The following is a 20,897-nucleotide window of genomic DNA, read 5'->3' on the forward strand; positions in this document are numbered from 1 at the left end:
AGCTAACGATATCGAAATCGATATCATTATTGGCGCGCAACATGCCGTAAGCTGGACACTGCCACACCAACCAGAAAGTGAGAACGCATGCCGGAGCGGTCCTTTTCCACCCTGCGATTGATCCCGCGCCCGATTTGGGTGCTCGGCTTCGTGAGCATGCTGATGGATATCTCGTCCGAAATGGTGCACAGCCTGCTGCCGATGTATCTGGTCGCGGGGCTGGGCGCCAGCGTCGCCACGGTGGGGCTGATCGAAGGCATCGCGGAAGCGGCGGCCCCGATCGTCAAGATTTTTTCGGGCGGGCTCAGTGACTACCTTGGCAACCGCAAATGGCTGGCCGTCGCCGGTTACGCGCTCGGCGCGGCCAGCAAGCCGTTTTTCGCCATCGCCGGATCGGCCAACACCATCCTCGCGGCACGCTTCGTCGACCGCATCGGCAAAGGCATCCGCGGTGCGCCGAGGGATGCGCTGGTTGCCGATATCGCTGCTCCGGAATCGCGCGGCGCGGCCTTCGGCTTGCGCCAGGCGCTGGACACCGCCGGCGCCTTCGCCGGCCCCTTGCTCGCGGCCGGATTAATGTTCTTGTGGGCGAACGACTACCGCCGCATCTTCTGGGTGGCGGTGATCCCGGGCGCGCTGGCGGTGCTGCTGCTGGCTGCAGGCGTGAAGGAGCCGCCACACGCTACGGGCTCCAAAGGGATCAATCCCATCCATCGGGCCAGCCTTCAGCAGCTGTCGTCTTCGTTCTGGTGGGTGGTGGCCATCGGCGCCGTGTTCACGCTGGCGCGCTTCAGCGAAGCCTTCCTCGTACTGCGCGCCATGCAGGGAGGGATGAAGCCGGCGCTGGTGCCGCTGGTGATGGTCGCGATGAACGTCGTCTACATGCTGTCGGCCTACCCCTTCGGCAAGCTGGCCGACTCGATGAGCCACCGGCGCCTGCTGGTGATCGGGCTCGGCTTCCTCGTCCTCGCCGACCTGATGCTCGCACACGGCAATGGCTGGCCACTGGTGCTGCTCGGCGTTGGCCTATGGGGCCTGCACATGGGGATGACCCAGGGCCTGCTGTCCGTGATGGTGGCGGACACCGCGCCGGCCAACTTGCGCGGCACGGCGTTCGGATTCTTCAACGTGGTCTCCGGTATCGCCATGCTGTTCGCGAGCGTGGTGGCGGGCCTGCTGTGGGAACGCTTCGGCGCATCCGCCACCTTCCACGCCGGCGCCACATTCGGTGTACTGGCCGCGCTATTGATCATCATCCGCGGCCCGCGCTAGCAGGCCCGCGCCGGCGGCGCAGAAGAAAATAGGCCGCCGGTACCACGAACATCGACAGCAACGGCGCCGTCACCATCCCGCCCACCATCGGCGCGGCGATGCGCTGCATGACTTCCGAACCGGTGCCGCTGCCGACCATGATCGGCACCAGGCCGAGCACGATCACGGCAACCGTCATCGCCTTCGGGCGCACCCGCAGCACGGCGCCATCGGTGATCGCCGCCCGCAAGTCCTCCTCGCTGCACTGGCCCGCGGCGCAGCGGGCTTCCCACGCTTGTTTCAGGTACAGCAGCATGATGACGCCGAATTCGGCCGACAAGCCGGCCAGCGCGATGAACCCGACGCCGCTCGCGACGGACAGGTTATACCCGAGCAGCCAAAGCAACCACGCGCCGCCCGAGAGCGCAAACGGCAGCGTCGCCATGATCAGCAGCGCTTCGTCGAAGCGGTGGAAGGTCAGGTACAACAGGAAGAAGATGATCGCCAGCGTCGCCGGCACCACGACCTTGAGCCGGGCGACGGCGCGCTGCAGGTATTCGAACTGCCCGGACCAGGCGACCGAATAGCCGGGCGTGAGCTTCACCCCGCGCGCCACCGCCTCCTGCATCGCCTTCACCGCCGACTGCAGGTCACGGCCGCGAATGTCCACGTACACCCAGCCGGACAGCCGCCCGTTCTCGCTCTTGAGCATGGGCGGCCCGTCGGCGACGCGGATATCGGCAATGTCGCCCAGGCGGATCTGCGCGCCACGGCCGGTCAGCACCGGCAGCTGGCGCAGCTTGTCGACCGAGTCGCGCACTTCGCGCGGATAGCGCACATTGATGGGGAAGCGCTGCAGGCCCTCGACAGTCTCGCCGACATTGTCGCCGCCCACCGCGGCCGATACGATGCCCTGCACGTCGGCGATGTTCAGGCCATAGCGCGCGGCGCGTTCGCGGTCGATGTCGATGTCGACATAGCGTCCGCCGTTGAGGCGCTCGGCCAGGGCCGACGACACGCCCGGCACCTTCCTGACCTCCGCTTCGATTTCGCCGGTCAGCCGGTCGATCTCGGCCAGGCTGGGTCCCGAGACCTTGATGCCGACCGGGCTCTTGATGCCGGTGGCGAGCATGTCGATCCGGTTGCGGATCGGCGGTACCCACACGTTCGACAGGCCCGGCACCTTGACCACGCGGTCCAGCTCTTCCGTGAGCCGGGCCATGGTCATCCCCTGCCGCCACTGTTCGCGCGGCTTGAACTGGATGGTGGTCTCGAACATCTCCAGCGGCGCCGGATCGGTGGCCGATTCCGCCCGGCCGGCCTTGCCGAACACGGTAGCTACTTCCGGCACGGTCTTGATCAACCGGTCGGTCTCCTGCAGCAATTCAGCAGCTTTGCCTGCACTCAGGCCGGGCAGCGCGGAAGGCATGTACAGCAGGTCACCCTCGTCCAGTGTCGGCATGAATTCGCCGCCGAGGTGCATGGCGGGCCACAGCGCGGTAGCGCCGATGATGGCGGCAGCGGCAAGTACCGTCTTCGGGCGCCGCAGCACTTGCGCGATGAGCGGCCGGTACAACGCGATCAGCGCGCGACTGAGCGGATTGGCCTGTTCGGCGGGGATCCGTCCGCGCACGAGGTAGCCCATCAGGACCGGAACCAACGATATCGACAGCCCCGCGGCGGCGGCCATTGCATAGGTCTTGGTGAAGGCGAGCGGCGCGAACAGCCGCCCTTCCTGCGCCTCCAGCGTAAACACCGGCACGAAGGACAGCACGATGATCAGCAGCGAGAAGAACAACGCGGGACCGACCTCGGTCGCGGCATCGCCAATCACCCGCCAGCGCGCCTCGCCCTCCAGGTTCGCGCCGGGATGCGCGTGGTTCCACGCCTCGATGTGCTTGTGCGCGTTCTCGATCATCACCACGGCACCGTCGACCATGGCGCCGATCGCGATCGCGATACCGCCCAGGGACATGATGTTCGCGTTCACGCCCTGGTAGTACATGATGGTAAACGCAGCCAGCACGCCCAGCGGGAGCGACACGATCGCCACCAGCGCCGATCGCAGGTGGAACAGGAAGAGCGCGCACACCAGCGCGACGACGATGAATTCCTCGACCAGCTTGCGATTGAGGTTGCTGACGGCGCGATCGATCAGCCTGGATCGGTCATACGTCGGCACCACTTCCACGCCGGCCGGCAGGCTGGCCCTGAGCGATGCCAGTTTCTGCTTGACGGCGGCGATGGTGGTGCGCGCGTTCTTCCCGGAGCGAAGGATCACGACGCCGCCTGCCACTTCGCCCTGCCCGTCCAGCTCCGCGATCCCGCGCCGCATCTCCGGCCCGACCTGGATCCGCGCCACGTCGCCCAGCCGCACCGGCACGCCAGCCGCGCTGGCGTTGACCGGAATCGCGCGGAAGTCGTCCAGCGAGCGCAGGTAGCCGGAGCTACGTACCATGTACTCCGCTTCGCCCGATTCCAGCACCGAACCGCCGCTTTCCTGGTTGGCCTTGCCGAGTGCGTCGAGCACCATCGCATGCGTGACGTTGTAGGCCCGCATCCTGTCAGGATCCAGCACCACCTGGTACTGCCTGACCATGCCGCCGATACTGGCCACTTCGGACACGTTGGGCACCGTCTTCAGCTCGTACTTGAGAAACCAGTCCTGCAACGCGCGCAGCTGCGACAGGTCGTGCCTGCCAGTGCGGTCGACCAGCGCGTATTCGAACACCCAGCCGACACCGGTGGCGTCCGGGCCGAGCGCGGGACGCGCCTGCGCCGGCAGCCGCGCCTGCACCTGGTTCAGGTATTCCAGCACGCGCGAACGCGCCCAGTACGGGTCGGTGCCGTCCTCGAACAGGACGTAGACGAAGGAGTCGCCGAAGAAGGAGTAGCCGCGCACCGTCTTCGCGCCGGGTACCGACAGCATTGTAGTAGTCAGCGGATAGGTGACCTGGTTCTCGACGATCTGCGGCGCCTGCCCCGGCCACGTCGTGCGGATGATGACCTGCACGTCGGACAAATCGGGCAGCGCGTCGACCGGCGTGCGCGCCAGCGACCAGATCCCCCACGCCGCGAGCGCCACTGCCGCTGCCAGCACCAGGATGCGGTTGACGATTGACCAGCGGATGATTCGGGCGATCATTCATGGCTCCCGTGGCCGCCGTGTTCGTGTGCTGCGGCGCCTTGCGGCCGGATCGCCACGATCTGGTAGCGCCCTCCCGGCAACGCCTTGATCTCAAACACGACGCTGTCGCCAACCTTCAGGCCGTCCATGCCGCCGGGCGGCGGCGCGAAGCCCATCGTCATCGGTCCCCAGTGCAGCTCCGGTATGGCCTCATGCGAAATCGTGACCTCGGCGCTGCCGATCTTTTCAATGCGGCCGCGGGTCTGCCAGGTCGCCTGGACGGGTTCCTGTTTCGTCTCGGCCTGCGCCGCTCCCTCAAGCCGGCGCAGGCTTCCCCGCAGGCTCGCCTCGGAGTCGATCAGGAACTGGCCCGACGCGACCACGCGCTGCCCCGCGCCCACACCAGACACGATCTCGGTCTCGCCGCCCGATTCGGCACCGGTCTGGACGTCGACCGGCCGGAACTTCCCGCCGTCTTCGGCCAGGATGACGACACTGCGCGTGCCTGTCCGGATCACCGCTTCCGACGGTACCAGCAACGCTTGCCGATGCTGGGGCGCGATCTCGATGTTCGCGAACATTCCGGGGGTGAGCTTGCCGTTCGGGTTGTCCACGGCGATGCGCGCAGTCAGCGTGCGCGTGGCCGGATCCACCTGCGGCAGCAACGCCTCGACCTTGCCGGTGAAGGTCTCGCCCGGCCAAGCCACCGTGGATGCGCGCACCGGCGTGCCGGGCCGCACCTGGGCGGCGGCGCTCTCCGGCACTTCGGCATTGATCCAGACACTGCGCAGGCCACTGATCGTCATCAGTGGCGCCCCGGCGGCCACGGTCATGCCTTCGCGCGCCGGCAGCTCGCTGATCACTCCCGACACCGGCGCCGTCACGGTGACGTGCCGCTGCACCTGGCCGCGCGCGGCGACCTGGCGCACCTGCTCGTCAGTCATGCCGGCGAGCCGCATGCGCTGCAGCGCGGCGTCGAGCAGGCCCGCGGCCTGCGCTGCGCCCATGCGCTTGATGGACAGGTAGTCCTCCTGCGCCGCGACCCAGTCGGGCACGTACAGGTCCAGCAGCGGCTGGCCTTTGCGCACAGGGTCCTGCGGGGCGCGCGTGTACAGGCGCTCGACGTAGCCATTGCTGCGCGCCTGCACCACCACGCGTTCGCGCTCGTCGAAGGCCACATTGCCGACCAGGCGCAGCGCAGCGCCAAGGCTGCCCTCGCGCACGTCGGCGTAGCGGATTCCCAGGTTTTGCGCGACACCCGGGCTCACCTTGACCGTGCCCTCGTCGGCCTGCCCGTCCGCGTACACCGGCACCAGCTCCATGTCCATGTACGGCGACTTGCCCGGCTTGTCGAAGCGTTTGCCGGGGGCCATCGGATCCTGCCAGTACAGGATCTTGCGTTCGCTTGAAGGCGCGAGGACGGGGACGGCCGAGCGTTGGCCGAGCCGGTAGGCGCTGTAGACGGCTGCCGCGGCCAGCAGCACGATGACGGCAAAGGCTGTGAGGACGCGGCGCTTCATTGCGCCTCCTGTTTGGCGGTGATGGTATTCATCTGTGTCGTCGGAAGTAGGAAGTTCAGGCGCGCCCACAGGCGTGCCGTTTCGGCTTCGAGCTGCAGGGCCTGCAGCCGGGTGTCGAGTTCAGTGGCGCGCGCGGCGATCACGTCGGTGAGCGCAGCCTTGCCTCCACGGAAGGCGGCAAGTTGCGCCTCGGCGCGCTCGCGGGCCAGCGGCAGCAGCTCTTCGCGGTAGCGGGCCAGCCGTTCGAGGCCGGTGCGCCATTCGCCGATTTCGGCGCGGGTCTCGGCGGAGTGGGCCCGCAGCGCTTCGTCGCGTTCGTCGCGCGCCTGGTCAGCCAGCGCGAGCTGCGCCGCGACCTGGCGGTCCTGGCGATGCTTGCGGTCCCATTGCAGCGGCACCGCCACGCCGAACGACACCATGTTCGGGTAGTCGGGACCGCGCTGCTGGTAAGCCAGTTCGACCCGCCAATCGGGGCGGCTTTCCGCGTCCGCCAAACGCGCCTCGGTGCGCGCCAGCTCTTCGGCCCGGGTCATGACCGCGACTTCGGGGTGATGGTCCAGCTGCGAAGGCAGCGTCTCGGGATTGTGCCGCAGGCGCGTGATGTCCGGAACGCCGGCTGGCGACGGGTCTGGCAGGTCGCCGACCCAGCGCGCCAGCATGGTGGCGGCGTTCAGGCGTTGGCGCTCGATCGTGGCGGCGCGGTCGCGCACAAGCACGGCCGCGCTGCGCGCCGCGAGCAGGTCGGCCTGGCTGGCGCGGCCGCCGCGGAAGCCTGCCTGCGCGGCCTCGGCCTGCGCATCGGCCTGCCCTGCCTGTTCGGCCACCAGCTGCGCCATCTGCCCGGCGTAGTATAGGTCGAGCCAGGCCAGCGCGGTATCGCGCTCGATCGCCGCCGCAGCCGCAGCCTGCTCGGCGCGGGTCTTGTCGGCCTGGCGTTCGTAGCGTTCCGCGCGCAGGTCGCGCGTGGCGCCCCGGGTCAGCTCCTGCTCGATGCCGATGCGGCGCATGGTCATCGAGTCCCGGCCCAGCGAGTAGCGCTCGGCGCCACTGAGCGGGAGGTTGTCGATGCCGGCCTTGAGCATCGGATCGGGCAGCTGCCGGGCCGCCACGGCCAACTCGCGCGAGGCTGTAACTGCGGCATCCTGCGCGCGCAGCTGAAGCGAACGGTCGAGCGCCCGCTTTTGGGCCTCGGGCAGGGACAGGCTCGTCGCGGCGGCGGGACCGCTGGCGGCCAAAGCCAGCGACAGCAGCGCCGGCGTCACGCGGCGCCGCAGCACCGCGAGGTCAAAATGGAAGAGCATGGTATCTCCAAATGCAATTGACTACCTCGGCCCTTCTGGGAAGAGCCATGGAACGAAGAGCAAGCGGAGGGCTAATTGCGCAGGCAGCAGTGCCTGATGGAGATGGGTGGTGAGCTGCTCGCCGCCTGCAGGAACGCAGCCGGCGCGTCAAGATTGAGCGGAAGCGGATGTCCGATAGGCGACAGTTCGACCACGAGCGCCGCAGGGATGAAGGGCGCAACGGGAGGCTGCACCGGTGAATCTGGCGTCTGAGTTTGCGCGTGTTTGTGCGCGTCGCACAGGTTGGGGCTTTGCTGGTCGTGAGGCGCGCAGCAGTCCGCATGCGCCGCCGGTGTATGCATCATCGACGCCGATTGCTCGATCTGCTTCGCCAGTTGCGGACAGTCGTAGGCGGCCAGGGCGACCTGCGTGAACAGCAGGCTGACCAGGGCAAGCAGTGCGGCGAACAGTCGAATGTGGCGTGGATATCTCATGGCGTATCAGCCCAGGCAGGTTATCATCCCCGCACGTAAATGTCGAGTGAGGGGAGTAAGCATGTTCGCCAAGCGATTGTTCCTGGCCGGCGCGTTTGCCGCGGGCGCGGCACTTGCCACATCGGCGCAGGCCCATGCCAAGCTGCAGTCATCCGATCCGGCCGCAGGCAGCATCGTCGCAACCGCGCCGAGGCAGATCAGGCTGAAGTTCAATGAGGCGGTGGAGCCCGCGTTCAGCAAGATCATCCTCAGCGACGACAAGAATGCCGACATCAAGCTGCCGCACGTCGAAGTCGACAAGGCCGATCCGAGCGTCATGACAGCCACCTTGCCTGCCCTGGGCCACGGGACCTTCCGCGTCCAATGGACGGCCATGACCCACGACAGCCACAAGACCAAGGGCGACTTCACGTTCCAGGTCAAGTAGCATGCTGCAGGACGGCGCTGCCGTTGTGCTGTATGCGGCAGCGGCGATTGCGCTCGGGGCGTGCATGGCGGCGCTGTGGATCGCGCGCGGCTATTCCGATTTGGAACGCAGGACGCCGGGCGCGAACGGGAAGCCTCTATCAGGAATCTGTCCAACCCGGCGACCCTGGCCCTGGCGGGTATCGTGCTGCTGGCCGCTACTCCACCGGGCGCATGACACGCAGCGTCGGGCGCGGTTGGTTCAGCGGCAGGTAGACCTCGTGGCTGCGCGGGTCGGCCGCTATCGTATGCGCGTTGCGTCCAGCGCTAATTGAAACGGCCTTCGTCACGCCGTCCGGCCCAATGCGAAACATGTGCACCGGCCCGGACTCGGTTGCGACATACAGCAGCTTGCGACCCGGGTCGTAGGCCAGCACGTCAGGCTCACCGCCGACCGGGAATTCAGCCGTGACGCGCTTGCTCCGAAGGTCCAGCACGAGCAGTTTGTCGTTGCCTTCACAGGCGATGAACGCGAGCCGCTGCTCCGGCTCGATCAGCAGGCCGTGGTTTCCATCGGCGTTGGGCAGGCGAATGCGGCCGACGATCTTGTCGGTGGCGGGATCGAGCTCGACGAGCTCTCCTGTCCCTTCCACGTTGACGTACACATGCCCGCTGATCGGATCGTACTGGCTGTTCCCGACTGTGCCACCCAAGGCGACCACCGCCACGCGCTTGTGCGTGCGCACATCGATCACGCTCTCCGTCTTGCCCTCCTTGTCCGACACGTAGACCTTGCCGGCACGCGGCGCATAGGCCAGCCCGTCGGGATAGCGGCCCACCGGCACGCGCGCCAGGATCGCCAGGCTCGATTCATCGATGACGACCAGCTCATCGCTGCCCGTGGCCGTCGCAAAGATGCGCCCGAGTTCCGGCACCGCGAGCACGCCGTGCACCTGCCTGACATTGCCGACCGTGCCGAGCACCTTCCCCGATTCGGTGCTCACCACCACTACGCTGTCGTCCCCGAGGTGGGCCAGCGCCAGTTTTCCGTTTGCGGCATCGAGGCTCATGTAATCCCACCGCGTGGCCCGCCCGGGCAAAGGAAGATCACGCACCAGCTGCAATGTGTCTGCCGCCGCCAAGGCCTGGCAAGATGCGAGCGCGGCGAGCGCGAGCAGTCGGCGCAGATTCAATCGGGGCATATCGTTTCTCCATTCACTGGTGCGGACTCCAGGTAAAGCCAGCACGCAGACGCCCACCGTGCGCGACGAATCGCTGTCGGCGGCGCGCACGGCGCCTTCGGCCACAAGCTCACTGTCCGGCGAGATGCCGGCATTGAGCACCAGGCCCGGCGCGGACAGGCTCCGCCGGCTCCCCTCCCGCACCAGGTCCAGATACCCGACCTCGAACGCCATCGCGCCGCTCCGGACGACGGTGGCATCCGTACCGTCGAATGGCGAAACGCCTGAGCGGGCCGCATGGCCGCCAGCGCCAAGACCACAGCCAGCAGCGCGCGCTTCATCGCCCCGGGATCAAATGATTGCGCGGACTCCGGGCCTGCTCCTCCGGCGGCCGGATGTGCCTGAACCTGAAGTACAGCAGCAGATCATAGACGATCTTGCAGGCGCCGGCCGCAATCAAGGGCCAGCCGAAGGTACTCAGCGTGAGCATATAGCCTGCCAGCGCCGGACTGGCGGCAGCAGCCAGGCTGCGCGGCACCGACGTAACGCTCGCCGCCGCGGCACGCTCCTCGGGCGGCGTGATCGCCATGACGTAGGAAGAGCGCGTCGGCACATCCATTTGCGACAGCGCGCTGCGGGCGATCAACAGCAGCAGCGCCCAGGGCAATGTCGGCGCGAACGGGATCAGGATGAGCAGCAAACTCGATGGCAGGTGCGTGAACACCATCGTGTTGACCAGGCCGAAGCGACCGGAGATCCAGGCCGCCGCAAGGTACGACACCGCGGAGACGAGTCCGGTCCAGAAGAAGATCGTGCCCGTCGCCATGGGCGACAGCTGGAACCGGTCGAACAGCCACAAGGCGAACATCGACTGGACCACGAAGCCGCCCCCGAACGCGTCCAGGCTGAACAGGGCAGCCAGCGTATAGGCGGTGCGCTTCGATTTCCTCAAGGGTGCCTTGCCCCTGCCCTCTTCCGTCTTGCGCAAGGCCGGCAGGCCACGATAGACCAGCGCGCAGGCCATGCCCAGCACCGCATACAGCAGGAACATGCAGCGTAGCGCCGTCAAGCCATCGACATGAAGCAGCGCGGAGAGCACCTGCGGCAGCCCCGCCATCAGCGCGCCCAGCGCCGCGACGATCGAGCCGACCACGTTGTAGCGGGCGAAGAAGCCGGTGCGGCGATTATCCTCGACCGTATCGGCCAGCAGCGCGTGCTCGAGCGGCAGGAACACGCTGACGTCGCCACTGGACGGATTCAGCGTGCCGACGACGGCGATGACGAGCAATGGCCAGAAATCGCTGGCGAGGGCGAAAGCGATGCCGGTAGCGGCCATCAGCGCGCAGGCCAGCAACAGCCAGCTGCGAAAGCGAAGGCGCCCCGCGTGCAGCCCGACCAGCAAGGACAAGGCGCCGGAGCCGAGCAAGGTGCCGGTCGTAATGATGCCGACCTCGAATGCGCTCATGCCCAGGCCGATCAGGTAGACCGGCAGCAGCAGGCTGACGTATCCGTCGGCAAATGCGCGCAGGCCGCGCGCCCATAACAAGCGCGTCAGGACCGACCCATTCGTTTGCAAGGCCGCCATGAACGGCTCCCCGCCGGCGTCGCCGCCGGAGTGTCTGATCGATCTCCAGAGATTAGCGCACGGCCTCGATCAGTTCAATGCGATTCCCGAACGGGTCTTCGATGCCGGCGCGGCGGCGCCCGTAAACCTGAACTTCCTCGCGCACGGTCACCTGACGCTCGCGCAGCAAAGCGCAGTAGCCGTCGAAATCGTGAACCAGCAGGGCCGGATGGGCTTTTTTGGCAGCGATGAAATTGGGCTGGCTGCCGATGTGGACCTGCGCCGTTCCCGCCAGGAACCACAGGCCGCCCGAGGCGTTCAGCGGGGCCGGCTTCGGGATCTCGGCCAGGCCCAGCACGCCGCCGTAGAAGGCCCGCGCCTCTTCGTCGGCGCCGGGAGGAATGGCTACCTGGACGTGGTCGATACCGGCAATGTGGGGCATGTCTGTTCCTCAGCGCTTGTCGAGTGCAATGCTGTGCATTATGGCACGGCCAGCGTGATGTCGAAGGGGGCGTGTGCAGGTAGAATGGCAACTTTCCATCCTTCCTTGCAAGCCTTCAGGCACATGGCCAAGCTTCCCACCACGACCCGGCGCAGCATCAACCGCCTGTTGGAACACATTGCCAGCGACTTGCAGGTGGGCGATCTCTTGCCGACCGAAATCCAGATGACCACGATCGTCGACAGCAGCCGCACCGTCGTGCGCGCCGCCCTGGCTTTCTTCGTGGAGCGCGGGCTGATTGCGGGCATGAAGGACCGGCATCTGCTCCGCATCCCGGTGCCGGACGATTACTTCGATGTGTCTGCCCTGCACAGCAACACCGAGCAACTGCAAGAGATGCTGATGCGGCTGATTTACCAGCGCGACCTGCCGCCCGGCGCCGGATTCACCGAAGCCGAACTGTCGCGTGCGGCGGGGGTCAGCACGATCGCGGTGCGCGAATTCCTGATCGGGTTTTCGCGCAACGGCCTGATCGAAAAGAATCCGCGCGGTGGCTGGCGCTTGTGCGCCTTCGATACCAAATATGCGCAGGAGCTAGGCGAAGCGCGCGAGATGTTCGAGCTGAAGGCCATCGAACGCATTGCGACGCTGGAGCCGGGCGATCCCGTGTTCGCCCGGCTGGACGAGCTGCTGGCGCGCCACGAGGCATTGGGCAAGGCGCCCGCTGCCGCGCATGCGGAATTTCCCGCGCTCGACCGCGAGTTCCACTCCTTCCTCATCAGCCTGCTCGACAACCGGTTCGCGGAAAACCTGAATGACGTCGTGTCGATGGTCTACCACTATCACTACCAGTGGGACAAAAGCGACGAATTGTCACGCAATCAGTACGCGCTGCTGGAACACCTGGCGATCTTGCGCCCGCTGTCGCAGGGCGACGCCGCCGCCGCGCATGCGGCCATGTGCACCCACCTGCGCTCCGCACACTCCACGATGCTGAGCTCCTTGCGCAACCGCGAACACAAGCTTCATCCCGCCCCCAAGGCCGCCTGAGCACCACCGCTCGCCACCTCGTCCCGCTCTCCGGGCAGCCCTGGTTCGGGCACCTTTGCGCGGGCGCCCGCCTTCTTTCGCCCAGCCGGTGATATGAATTTCGGCATCAATACGCGAAAAAAATGAATTAGAAAGCAACACGCAAGCGGCCTACTATCCTGACCCATACGTTTGGGAACTTGTCTCCGATCAACTATATGACCGATAAGAGGCCTGGTGTGCCGTGGCCTCTTTACTTCGATAAACTTTGTAAAGATGCGCTGGGATCTTAGCATCCGAGTGCTGTGGCGAGATCAACCTGGGAGGGAGTGCCAACGGAATAGCCTGATCAGATAGCGACAGCAATAGCTTTGAAAATAAAAATTATTAAGGAGAGAGAGTTATGCATCAAAAGGCGTCCGGCCAGATCCGGCTGAATCGATTAAGTTACGCAGTTTCCCTGGCGCTGGCCTCGCTCATGGCCGGCCATGTCGCGCTGGCCCAGGAAACTCCGGCGGCGCAGCCGGCGGCCACGCCCACGGCCACCCAGCCCGGCGAGATCACCACGGTGGTGGTCAGCACCCGCCGCTCGCAGCAGTCGGCGATCGACCGCAAGAAAAATGCCGCCACGGCGATGGACTCGATCGTCGCTGAAGACGTCGGTTCGCTGCCGGACCGTAACGTGGGCGAAGCGATCTCGCGCATCGCCGGTATCGCGATCGACCGCGGCGACTACGGCGAGGGCATCAGCGTGTCGGTGCGCGGCAACGGCCCGGACCTGACCCGCGTCGAGCTCGACGGCCAGGCCGTGCAATCGGCCGGCGGCACCGACATGAACGGCGGCGGCGACGGCCGCGGCACCGAGTTCCGCCAGCTGTCCGCCGACCTGATCAAGAGCGTGGACGTGGTCAAGGGCTCGACCGCCGACATGACCGAAGGTTCGCTCGGCGGCAGCATCCAGATCAAGACCCGTACTTCCCTCGACTTCGACAAGCCCTTCGTCTCGATCCGCGCGGCGGCCACCAATACCAGCCTGAACAACAAGTGGGATCCGGACTCCAACCTGATCGTCACCAAGAAGTTCCTGGACGGCCGCCTGGGCGTGATGGCCAACCTGTCGGCCCAGACCCTGACCAACGAATCGCACCAGTTCCAGACTGCGTCCAGCGGCAACACCGGCTATATGCGGATGGTCGACTTCGACAATTCGCCGGAAAAGACCTTCACCTACCAGCCGCAGACGCTGAACATGGACGACCCGGCGTCGACCACGCCGGTCAACGTGCTCTCCGGCAGCAACGGCTACAAGTACACCGCCGCCACGCCGCAGGAGATCCTGACGAAATCGGCCGCGGCCCAGACCAAGGCCGATTGCTACAAGGCCTTCCCGACCCTGTCGACCAGTTCGCCCGAGCTGTCGCCGCTCTCGAGCTCCAACCGCACCACCGCGGTCAACCTGCGCTCGAACGAGCAGCTGTCCTGCCTGCACCAGTGGGACGACTACATCCCGGCGCTGGTGCGCTACTTCGTCAAGCGCCAGATCGACATGCGCAAGAACCTGGACCTGCGCACCGACTTCAAGGTCAACCGCGACCTGACCATCTACGCCAAGGGCAGCTACAACAAGCGCCACGTCGACGACAACTACCTGACCTACAGCCTCGGCAACGTCGCCCTGAACGACAGCGGCTACATCGACACCAACAACGTCCGCGCCGCCATCCCGGGCTCGGGGCGCTACCTGTTCCCCAACGCCACCAGCTACTTCAGCGGCCGGCCGCTGGTCACGGGCGCGGTGATGAACGTGATCCCGAGCTCGGTCGCGGTCGACTCGACCCACCACGTGACCCAGTTCACGGTGGACGGCGCCGGCGTCGGCGTGGACCAGATCCACAACGTGATGGGCACCGACACCCGTTACCTGCAGTTCGGCGGCGCCTACCGGCACGATGCGCTCAGCGCCGAGTTCTTCGTCGGCGACTCCAAGTCCAACTACTGGCGCGGCGACAAGCGCACGTCCTGGGGCTACACCATCGGGCCGTCGACGCTGACCATGGCGCCGTCCGGCATCTGGGCCTACACCGTGCCCGCGGGCGTCAACCTGAACGACTGGGCCAAGGCCAGCGTGCTGCTGGCGCCGACCTCGAATACCGCACCGGCGCTGACCCGCACCGTCGCCACCAACTTCGACCCGAGGGAAGCCGAGACCGGCGAGCGCACCGCCAAGCTCGACCTGGCCTACGCGCTGCCGGAATCGGTGCCCTTCTTCAAGCGCATCAAGTCGGGCTTCAACTTCCGCGACACCCGCATCGATTCCTGGGGCGCGGGCGGCTACACCGTGCAGGCGGCCACCGGCACGCCGGGCACCGACGGCTACGTTCCCGCCATCACCGTGCCGGGCAATTCGATCCGCGGCACCATCGTCGGCTGCGCCGATACCGCCGGTTCACTGGGCGCCGGCGGCACCCCGTGCAAATACGGCTACAACCCGAGCAGCGCCACCTCGCGCGCCGGCCAGATCGTGATGACGCAGCAGCAGTTTGCCGACATCATCTCGGGCGCGATGTATGCGCCGGCCACCCAGACCAGGCTGTTCAACGGCGCATCGGGCCGTCCGGCCGAACTGATCGACAACTGGACCCAGATCGACGTCGAGAAGGTGTTCGCGATGGCTGGGGTGCCGAACATCAACTATGACTGCATCAAGGAATGCGTCGGCAGCGACGGCAAGGTCTACGCCCAGCCGGTCTCGCGCGTGCGCGAGCGCTCCGAAGCGTTCTACGTGATGTCGGACTTCAGCCTGGACCACATCCCGTTCACCAGCCGTGCGCTCCCGTTCGGCTGGGAGCTGGAAGGCAATCTGGGCTACCGCTATATCCGGACCAAGGTGCATGGCTCGGGCCTGGCGACCATCCAGACCTATGTCAAGACGGCGCAATTCAATCCTCTCGATCCGAACAATGCTGCCGGCGTGCTGCTGTACCAGGCCACGCGGAACGTGGAGCTCGATTCGACGCGTAACGACTTCCTGCCGATCTACAACCTGGCGATGTGGGTCGTGCCGGACAAGGTGGTGGTGCGCTACAACCACGCCAAGACCGTGGCCCAGCCGCCGGCCAGCCGCCTGTTGGCGGCCGGCACCTGCACGATCGACCCGCGCCGCGACGACACGCTCGGCGAAGGCGCGGACATGACCTGCGGCACCTTCGGCAATCCGGCGCTGAAAGGCCAGCAGAACACCAACCAGAACCTGTCCGTCGAGTGGTATCCGAACAAGGACACGATGCTCACGGCCTCCGCCTACAAGCAGCAAGGCAAGGTTGGCCCGGCCATCACCAAGGGCGTGAACGGGGTGTCGGTGTTTGCCGGCACCGACCTGCTGGCCCCGGGTTCCGGCGTGCCGCTCAGCGAGGAGACCTTCTCCTACAACCAGTGGGTCAACGGTCCGGCGGCGGTGCGCACCGGCGTCGAGTTCAGTGGCAAGACCGCGTTCACCTTCCTGCCCTGGAAGCTGCGCTACACCGGCCTGGACGCCAACCTGACCCGCCAGCACTCGAACCTGAGCCGCCTGGTGTTCGACTTCCTGAACGGCGAAACGCTGTCGCCACGCGGCGAGCCGCGCTGGTCCTACAACTGGGCGCTGTGGTATGACGACGGCAAGTTTTCGGCGCGCGTGGCGGTCCAGGGCGTGGGCGCCAAGTACAGCTGCACGGTGCCTTGCGGCGCGACGCTCAACGGCGTGAACTACAACCTGGGGATCTACCCGAATACCTCGGACCTGGCCACCCGCAGTCCGCAGTACAACCCGGGTTCGCCGCAGTACACGGACATGACGCGCTACGTCGACGGCAAAATCGCGTACCGGATCTCGAAGTCGCTCGACATCTTCATCGAGGGCCGCAACCTGACCAACCAGACTGCGACCCAGAGCCTGCCGTCGCTCGGCTACGCAAGTGGTCCGAACTACGCGTCGTACTACTATCCGGGCCGGCGCATCACGGTGGGCCTGAACTGGCGCAATCTGTAAGGCCAGGGCCGCCCGCCGCAGTCTGGCGGGCGGTTCGGGCAAGCCGGGGGCGCGGCGCGTCCCCAATCTCTACATTCGATATAATCGGGCCATGCGCAAACCGCCCGGATCCAGTCGCCGTCTCAAGGTGGTCGTTATCGCTTTCGACGGTATCTCGCCCTTTCACTTGTCGGTGCCCTGCCTTGTCTTCAAGGGCAACGGGCGCGACCCTGCGGTCTCAAAATTCGAGGTAGTGGTGTGCTCGGCCGACTCGCGCCGCCTTGCCACCGAGGCCGGCTTTTCGATCGGCACACAGGCGGATCTCGGCGCCGTGGACTCCGCCGACATCGTGGTCATGCCCTCGTGGCACGACGATTGCCGCCCTGCCCCTGCCGGGCTGCTGCGGGCCCTGCAACGCGCGCACGGCGCCGGCGCCACCGTGGTCGGCCTGTGCCTGGGCGCGTTCCCGCTGGCGCAGGCCGGCCTGCTCGATGGACGCACGGCCACCACCCACTGGGAATGCGTGGGCACGCTGGCCGAGCGTTATCCCAAGGTGAAGGTTGATCCGGACGTGTTGTATGTGGACGAGGGAAATGTACTCACGTCGGCGGGCGTTGCTGCCGGCCTCGACTGCTGTTTCCATTTGCTGCGCCGCCTGTCGGGCGCCGAGGTCGCCAACCGCCGTGCCAAGCGACTGCTGATCGCACCGCACCGGCAAGGCGGGCAGGCGCAGTTCATCGAGCGCGCCGTCCCCGTCACCAAGACCGACGGCAGGCTCTCGCAGGTACTGGACTGGGTGGCGCAGCACCTCGAAGAGGAGCACAGCATCGAAGCGCTGGCGCAACGTGCCGCCATGAGCCGCCGTAACTTCACGCGGCATTTCCGCCAGACGACGGGGACCTCGCTCAAGCAGTGGTTGCTGAGCCAGCGGATCGCGCACGCGCAGCGCATGCTTGAAAGTGGCGACGCGGCCATAGAACTGGTGGCGCAGCAGGCCGGCTTCGGCACAGCGTTTTCTCTGCGCCAGCATTTCCGCGCCGCGCTCGGCATATCGCCATCGGTCTACCGCAAGCAGTTCCGCGCGCAGGAGCAGCAGTAGGCTACGACTCGCGCTAACGCCACGCTGCTGCGAGGATGATGCTGCATAGATTGCCGCGCCGGAAGTGCGGATCCTTGAAAGCGAGGAAATCGTCGTTGAAGGTGCCGAACGTCGTGTCCGGCCGGTGCTTGAGCCCTTGGTAGAAGGTATCGATCACTTCGTGCGCGAAATCGTGGCCGCGCGGACAGGCCGACTTGACGGCCTTGCGCTCTTCCTCAGTGAAGTCGTCACGGTTACGCCCGGTCATGTCCATCCCGCACCTGCCTGTACCAGCGCGACCTCGGGCTGCATGTGTTCCGGAATGCCCGGCGTGGTGTGCAGGGCAATTGCTAGCCAAACCTTTTCGACCTCGGTTTCCGCAATGCCATGGCTGCGCAAAAACTCGCGGGCGGCGTTGGCCCCGTCCACCTCGAAGCGGAGCTGGCTGGCGTGGTAGTGCGGCGTGATGCCGATGTCGTGAAACATCGCGGCGGCATAGAGCAGCTCGGCATCGAATGTCAGCCCCTTGCGCTGTCCCAGCAGCGCAGCCCAATAGTAGACCCGCGTGGAGTGCTGGAACAGCATGTCGCTCTCGGTGTCGCGAATGAACTTGGTGATGTTCCGGGCGATGCTGCTGTCCGGTATGGCTACTCCACAGATTTCGGTCGCATTCATGGTGTCACCTTGCCGGGTACAGGCTCTCTCAGGCGCTTAGCGTGCGGCCCCGGCCGGCGTGGCGCGGAAGCTGATCGCCATACGGTTGTAAGCGTTCATCAACCCGATTGCAATCGTCAGGTCGGCCAGTTGGGTCGCGCTGAACACCGCCGCTGCGGCCTCGTACTCGGCGTCCGGTACGCCGGTATCGGCCACCAGTGTCACGGTCTCGGCCCAGGCTAGCGCGGCGCGCTCGCTGGCATCGAACAAGGCGCCGCCCTCGCGCCAGGCCGGCACCAGCACCAGCTTGTCGACCGACACGCCTTCCTTCAGCAGGTCGCGCGAGTGCAAGTCGATGCAATAGGCGCAGCCATTCAGCTGCGAGATGCGCAGGTAGACGAGGTCCACCAACACTTTGGATAGTCCGGACTGCAAGATGTGGCCGTACACGCCGCCGAGTGCCTTCATGCCGGCCGGTGTGGCCGCGTTGTAATCCATGCGCTGTGTCATTTCATTTCTCCTGTTGATGGCCGGCGCACTGGCCGGCCGGGGTTTGAATCATGGCCGATGCTAAAAACTGTACGACTCCCCGTCTGCCGGGACCAACACGCGCTGCGCGCTCATGCCTTTTTCCGCGATGTAGTCGCGCAGGTCGCGGCGGCTTTGCGTGCAGTGCGCGAGCGATTCCATGTGGCTGGCCACCACGGTGGCCTTGGGTAGGGCCTGGTAAGCGCGGTAGAGGTCTTCCTTGCCCATGATGAAGGAGCCTTCATAGCCGACCAGCCGGCCGTAGCAAGCGTTGATGACCATGACATCCGGCCGGTACCGCGCAATGGCGTCCTCCACGAAGCGGTTCCAGGTCGTGTCGCCGGCCACGTACACGGTCTTGTAGCCGGGCCGCTCGAACAGCACGCCTGATGACTTGCCGAGGCGCTTGCCGCGCCCCGCCAACATCTCGTCGCTGCCATGCTGGCCGGCGGTCTTGCTCAGGAAGGTACCGTGAAAATCGACCTTTGTGGTGAGCACCCGCACGTCGGTGAAGCCGTCCTTGCGGATGCTCTCGGCATCCTCCTCGCTCTGCGTAAAGATCGGGATATTCTTCGGAAGGACGCGCCGTGCCTCGTCATCCCAATGGTCGTAGTGTTGGACATGGGTGACGATGACGGCATCGGCCTTGATGACTTCGCTCAGCGGCATCGGCAGATCGACCAGCGGATTGCGCAGGTGGCTGTTGACGGTGCCGGGGAAGCCCGGATACGCGCCCTTCGGGGCGAGCATCGGGTCCACCAGGAAGGTGGTGCCGGCGTACTCCACCTTGATGGCCGCACTGCGCACCTGCGTGAACTTGACGGCCCGCGCAACAGGGGTCGCTTCGGCTTGGCCCGGGATGCCCGCACAGCCGGAGAGCAGGATGGCACATGCGGCGCCAGCAGTGATGTGCAAATTGTTCAGGATGTTCATGGATTCGGCTCCGCAAATGAAGTGTGGCGTCCAGGGACCGAAACGTTCCCCATGCCAGGCATTTTCGGCGCAGGGGCGGCGCGCGAACAGTGGCCCACAGGCCATCCTACGTAACAAATGGGCCATCGCCACAATGCGGAGATTTGTCGAAAAAAACCCGTTGCCTCTACAGGTCAACGGGTTTCTTGTTCGGGTGATGATTGATGGCCGCTTCTCACGACCGGATCTGGTTCATTTCGCCGCGTCGTGCCAGGCCTTTACTGCACTCATCGTTTTCTGGATGTGCAGCTCGGGCTTGGAGTCGGTGTAGCTAAGCAAAATCTTCCCATCCGGAGCAATGACGTAAGACGTACGTTCGGAGAGCGCGGTGCCGTTCTTGGTTTTGAATTGGGTTTGATACTCCGCGGCCACTTTGGCGCCAGGATCGGCTGCAACTGCGAACTTGTCGCGGCATTCGAGCTTTGAAAACTCGGCGACACGGTCGACATTGCCGGCAGTGACACCGATCACGGTCGCGTTCAACTTCTTGAAATCCTCGGTCGCTTCGGCGAATTCATGCGCTTCCACGGTGCAGCCTTTCGTGAATGCCGCGGGAAAGAAGTACAGCACAACCGGGCCTTGGCGGAGCGCATCAGCAAGCGAGAACGTCATCGGCTTGCCGGCGAGCGCGGCGTTCAATTGAAAATCCGGCGCCTTGGCACCTTCGGGCAAGGCCGCTTGGGCGAGGGAGGCGGAAAGCGCCAGGATGGTTGCTGTTGCAGCATGCGAGAGTTTCGTGCCGAGCGTGGTCATGTAGAACTCCTTTGAAGGGGTGGTTGGGATACTTCGATCGTCATACTTGCCAGTTCGCCCATGAGAGTCAAGAAGTTGTGGTCCAAAACATTGATTTTGTGCCGGCGGCCCCTCAATCGCTTCCGCAGGACGCCTATTCGCAATAAAGATGACAAGTATTCAAAGAATAAATTTTTCAAACTATGCTGCGGCGCACTAAAGTGGATTCGTACCAGCAATATTCCGAACCCAAACTATTGGAGCTCATCATGATCGCCAAACTTCGCATTGTTGCTATCGCTTCCACCCTGTTGCTGACCGCGTTCGCCGCAAACGCCGCTGAACCGGGCGCGCGCCTGAAATCGGCCAACTGCAACGTTCCTGACTACCCCAGGGGCTGGCAAGATGAGGACCTCCAAGGTACCGTACGCCTGGCCGTGCTGGTGGGCGCGGATGGTTCGGTACAAGACGCCAAAGTGATCGAGTCCAGCGGTCACCGCGCGCTGGACAAGGCCTCGCTACGCGCCGGAGCCACCTGCAAGTTCGGGGCGACCCCGAAAGACAGCGACAGGTCGTCAGTCTGGGCCACCGTGCAATACAAGTGGGTCATGAACTGATGCCGATGTACGCGGCT

Annotated in this window: 16 protein-coding genes and 1 pseudogene; 6 read left to right on the plus strand and 11 right to left on the minus strand. The window is 65.5% G+C overall.

Features of this window, described 5'->3' with window-relative positions:
* Positions 1-87: 87 nt before the first annotated feature.
* Positions 88-1,272: an MFS transporter gene (locus NX778_RS06955; protein ID WP_258810943.1), complete on the plus strand. Its 1,185-nt coding sequence runs from the start codon at positions 88-90 to the stop codon at positions 1,270-1,272.
* Here NX778_RS06955 and NX778_RS06960 read toward each other — a convergent pair.
* From NX778_RS06960 to NX778_RS06975, 4 genes are all read right to left on the minus strand, one after another.
* On the minus strand, positions 1,253-4,396 hold the full coding sequence (locus NX778_RS06960; protein ID WP_258810944.1) for an efflux RND transporter permease subunit: 3,144 nt from the start codon (positions 4,394-4,396) through the stop codon (positions 1,253-1,255). The two genes, NX778_RS06955 and NX778_RS06960, sit on opposite strands and share 20 nt — an antisense overlap.
* Complete coding sequence (locus NX778_RS06965) at positions 4,393-5,898, minus strand: efflux RND transporter periplasmic adaptor subunit (protein ID WP_258810945.1); 1,506 nt, start codon at positions 5,896-5,898, stop codon at positions 4,393-4,395. The genes NX778_RS06960 and NX778_RS06965 overlap by 4 nt, the downstream gene beginning before the upstream one ends.
* A complete protein-coding gene (locus tag NX778_RS06970; protein WP_258810946.1) occupies positions 5,895-7,199 on the minus strand; it encodes a TolC family protein in 1,305 nt (434 codons plus the stop codon). Before NX778_RS06970 ends, NX778_RS06965 begins: the two co-directional genes overlap by 4 nt.
* A gap of 71 nt (positions 7,200-7,270) precedes the next feature.
* Positions 7,271-7,672: a hypothetical protein gene (locus tag NX778_RS06975; RefSeq protein ID WP_258810947.1), complete on the minus strand. Its 402-nt coding sequence runs from the start codon at positions 7,670-7,672 to the stop codon at positions 7,271-7,273.
* Between the two features lie 61 nt (positions 7,673-7,733).
* On the opposite strand from NX778_RS06975, the gene copC reads away from it, so the two are divergent.
* A complete protein-coding gene (gene copC, locus NX778_RS06980; RefSeq protein ID WP_258810948.1) occupies positions 7,734-8,099 on the plus strand; it encodes a copper homeostasis periplasmic binding protein CopC in 366 nt (121 codons plus the stop codon).
* Positions 8,100-8,295: 196 nt separating this feature from the next.
* On the opposite strand, the gene NX778_RS06985 is transcribed toward copC, so the two are convergent.
* The 3 genes from NX778_RS06985 to NX778_RS06995 form a co-directional block, all read right to left on the minus strand.
* On the minus strand, positions 8,296-9,279 hold the full coding sequence (locus NX778_RS06985; protein ID WP_370661317.1) for a YncE family protein: 984 nt from the start codon (positions 9,277-9,279) through the stop codon (positions 8,296-8,298).
* A 316-nt stretch (positions 9,280-9,595) separates the two neighbouring features.
* The gene (locus NX778_RS06990; RefSeq protein WP_258810950.1) at positions 9,596-10,843 is read right to left on the minus strand and encodes an MFS transporter; all 1,248 of its coding nucleotides are present in this window, start codon (positions 10,841-10,843) and stop codon (positions 9,596-9,598) included.
* 52 nt (positions 10,844-10,895) lie between these two features.
* Positions 10,896-11,264 (minus strand): VOC family protein, encoded by a 369-nt coding sequence (locus tag NX778_RS06995; RefSeq protein WP_258810951.1) that lies wholly within the window; start codon positions 11,262-11,264, stop codon positions 10,896-10,898.
* 84 nt (positions 11,265-11,348) lie between these two features.
* Between NX778_RS06995 and NX778_RS07000 the strand changes: the two genes are divergently transcribed.
* The 3 genes from NX778_RS07000 to NX778_RS07010 all read left to right on the plus strand — a co-directional run bounded on the left by NX778_RS07000 (position 11,349) and on the right by NX778_RS07010 (position 17,398).
* Complete coding sequence (locus tag NX778_RS07000; protein WP_258810952.1) at positions 11,349-12,314, plus strand: GntR family transcriptional regulator; 966 nt, start codon at positions 11,349-11,351, stop codon at positions 12,312-12,314.
* A 382-nt stretch (positions 12,315-12,696) separates the two neighbouring features.
* The gene (locus NX778_RS07005; protein WP_258810953.1) at positions 12,697-16,320 is read left to right on the plus strand and encodes a TonB-dependent receptor; all 3,624 of its coding nucleotides are present in this window, start codon (positions 12,697-12,699) and stop codon (positions 16,318-16,320) included.
* 91 nt (positions 16,321-16,411) lie between these two features.
* Positions 16,412-17,398: a GlxA family transcriptional regulator gene (locus NX778_RS07010; protein WP_258810954.1), complete on the plus strand. Its 987-nt coding sequence runs from the start codon at positions 16,412-16,414 to the stop codon at positions 17,396-17,398.
* Positions 17,399-17,411: 13 nt separating this feature from the next.
* Here NX778_RS07010 and NX778_RS07015 read toward each other — a convergent pair.
* The 4 genes and pseudogenes from NX778_RS07015 to NX778_RS07030 form a co-directional block, all read right to left on the minus strand.
* Positions 17,412-18,052: pseudogene (locus NX778_RS07015) on the minus strand (HD domain-containing protein).
* Positions 18,053-18,088: 36 nt separating this feature from the next.
* Complete coding sequence (locus NX778_RS07020) at positions 18,089-18,541, minus strand: carboxymuconolactone decarboxylase family protein (protein WP_258810955.1); 453 nt, start codon at positions 18,539-18,541, stop codon at positions 18,089-18,091.
* Positions 18,542-18,601: 60 nt separating this feature from the next.
* Positions 18,602-19,492, minus strand: a complete 891-nt coding sequence (locus NX778_RS07025) for an MBL fold metallo-hydrolase (RefSeq protein ID WP_258810956.1) — start codon at positions 19,490-19,492, stop codon at positions 18,602-18,604.
* A 231-nt stretch (positions 19,493-19,723) separates the two neighbouring features.
* Positions 19,724-20,284, minus strand: coding sequence for a peroxiredoxin (locus NX778_RS07030; protein ID WP_258810957.1), 561 nt, complete (start codon positions 20,282-20,284; stop codon positions 19,724-19,726).
* Between the two features lie 248 nt (positions 20,285-20,532).
* Here NX778_RS07030 and NX778_RS07035 point away from each other — a divergent pair, with 248 nt between their 5' ends.
* The gene (locus NX778_RS07035; protein ID WP_258810958.1) at positions 20,533-20,880 is read left to right on the plus strand and encodes an energy transducer TonB; all 348 of its coding nucleotides are present in this window, start codon (positions 20,533-20,535) and stop codon (positions 20,878-20,880) included.
* Positions 20,881-20,897: the final 17 nt, after the last annotated feature.

This window comes from Massilia terrae (assembly GCF_024753145.1).
Classification (GTDB): domain Bacteria; phylum Pseudomonadota; class Gammaproteobacteria; order Burkholderiales; family Burkholderiaceae_D; genus Telluria; species Telluria terrae.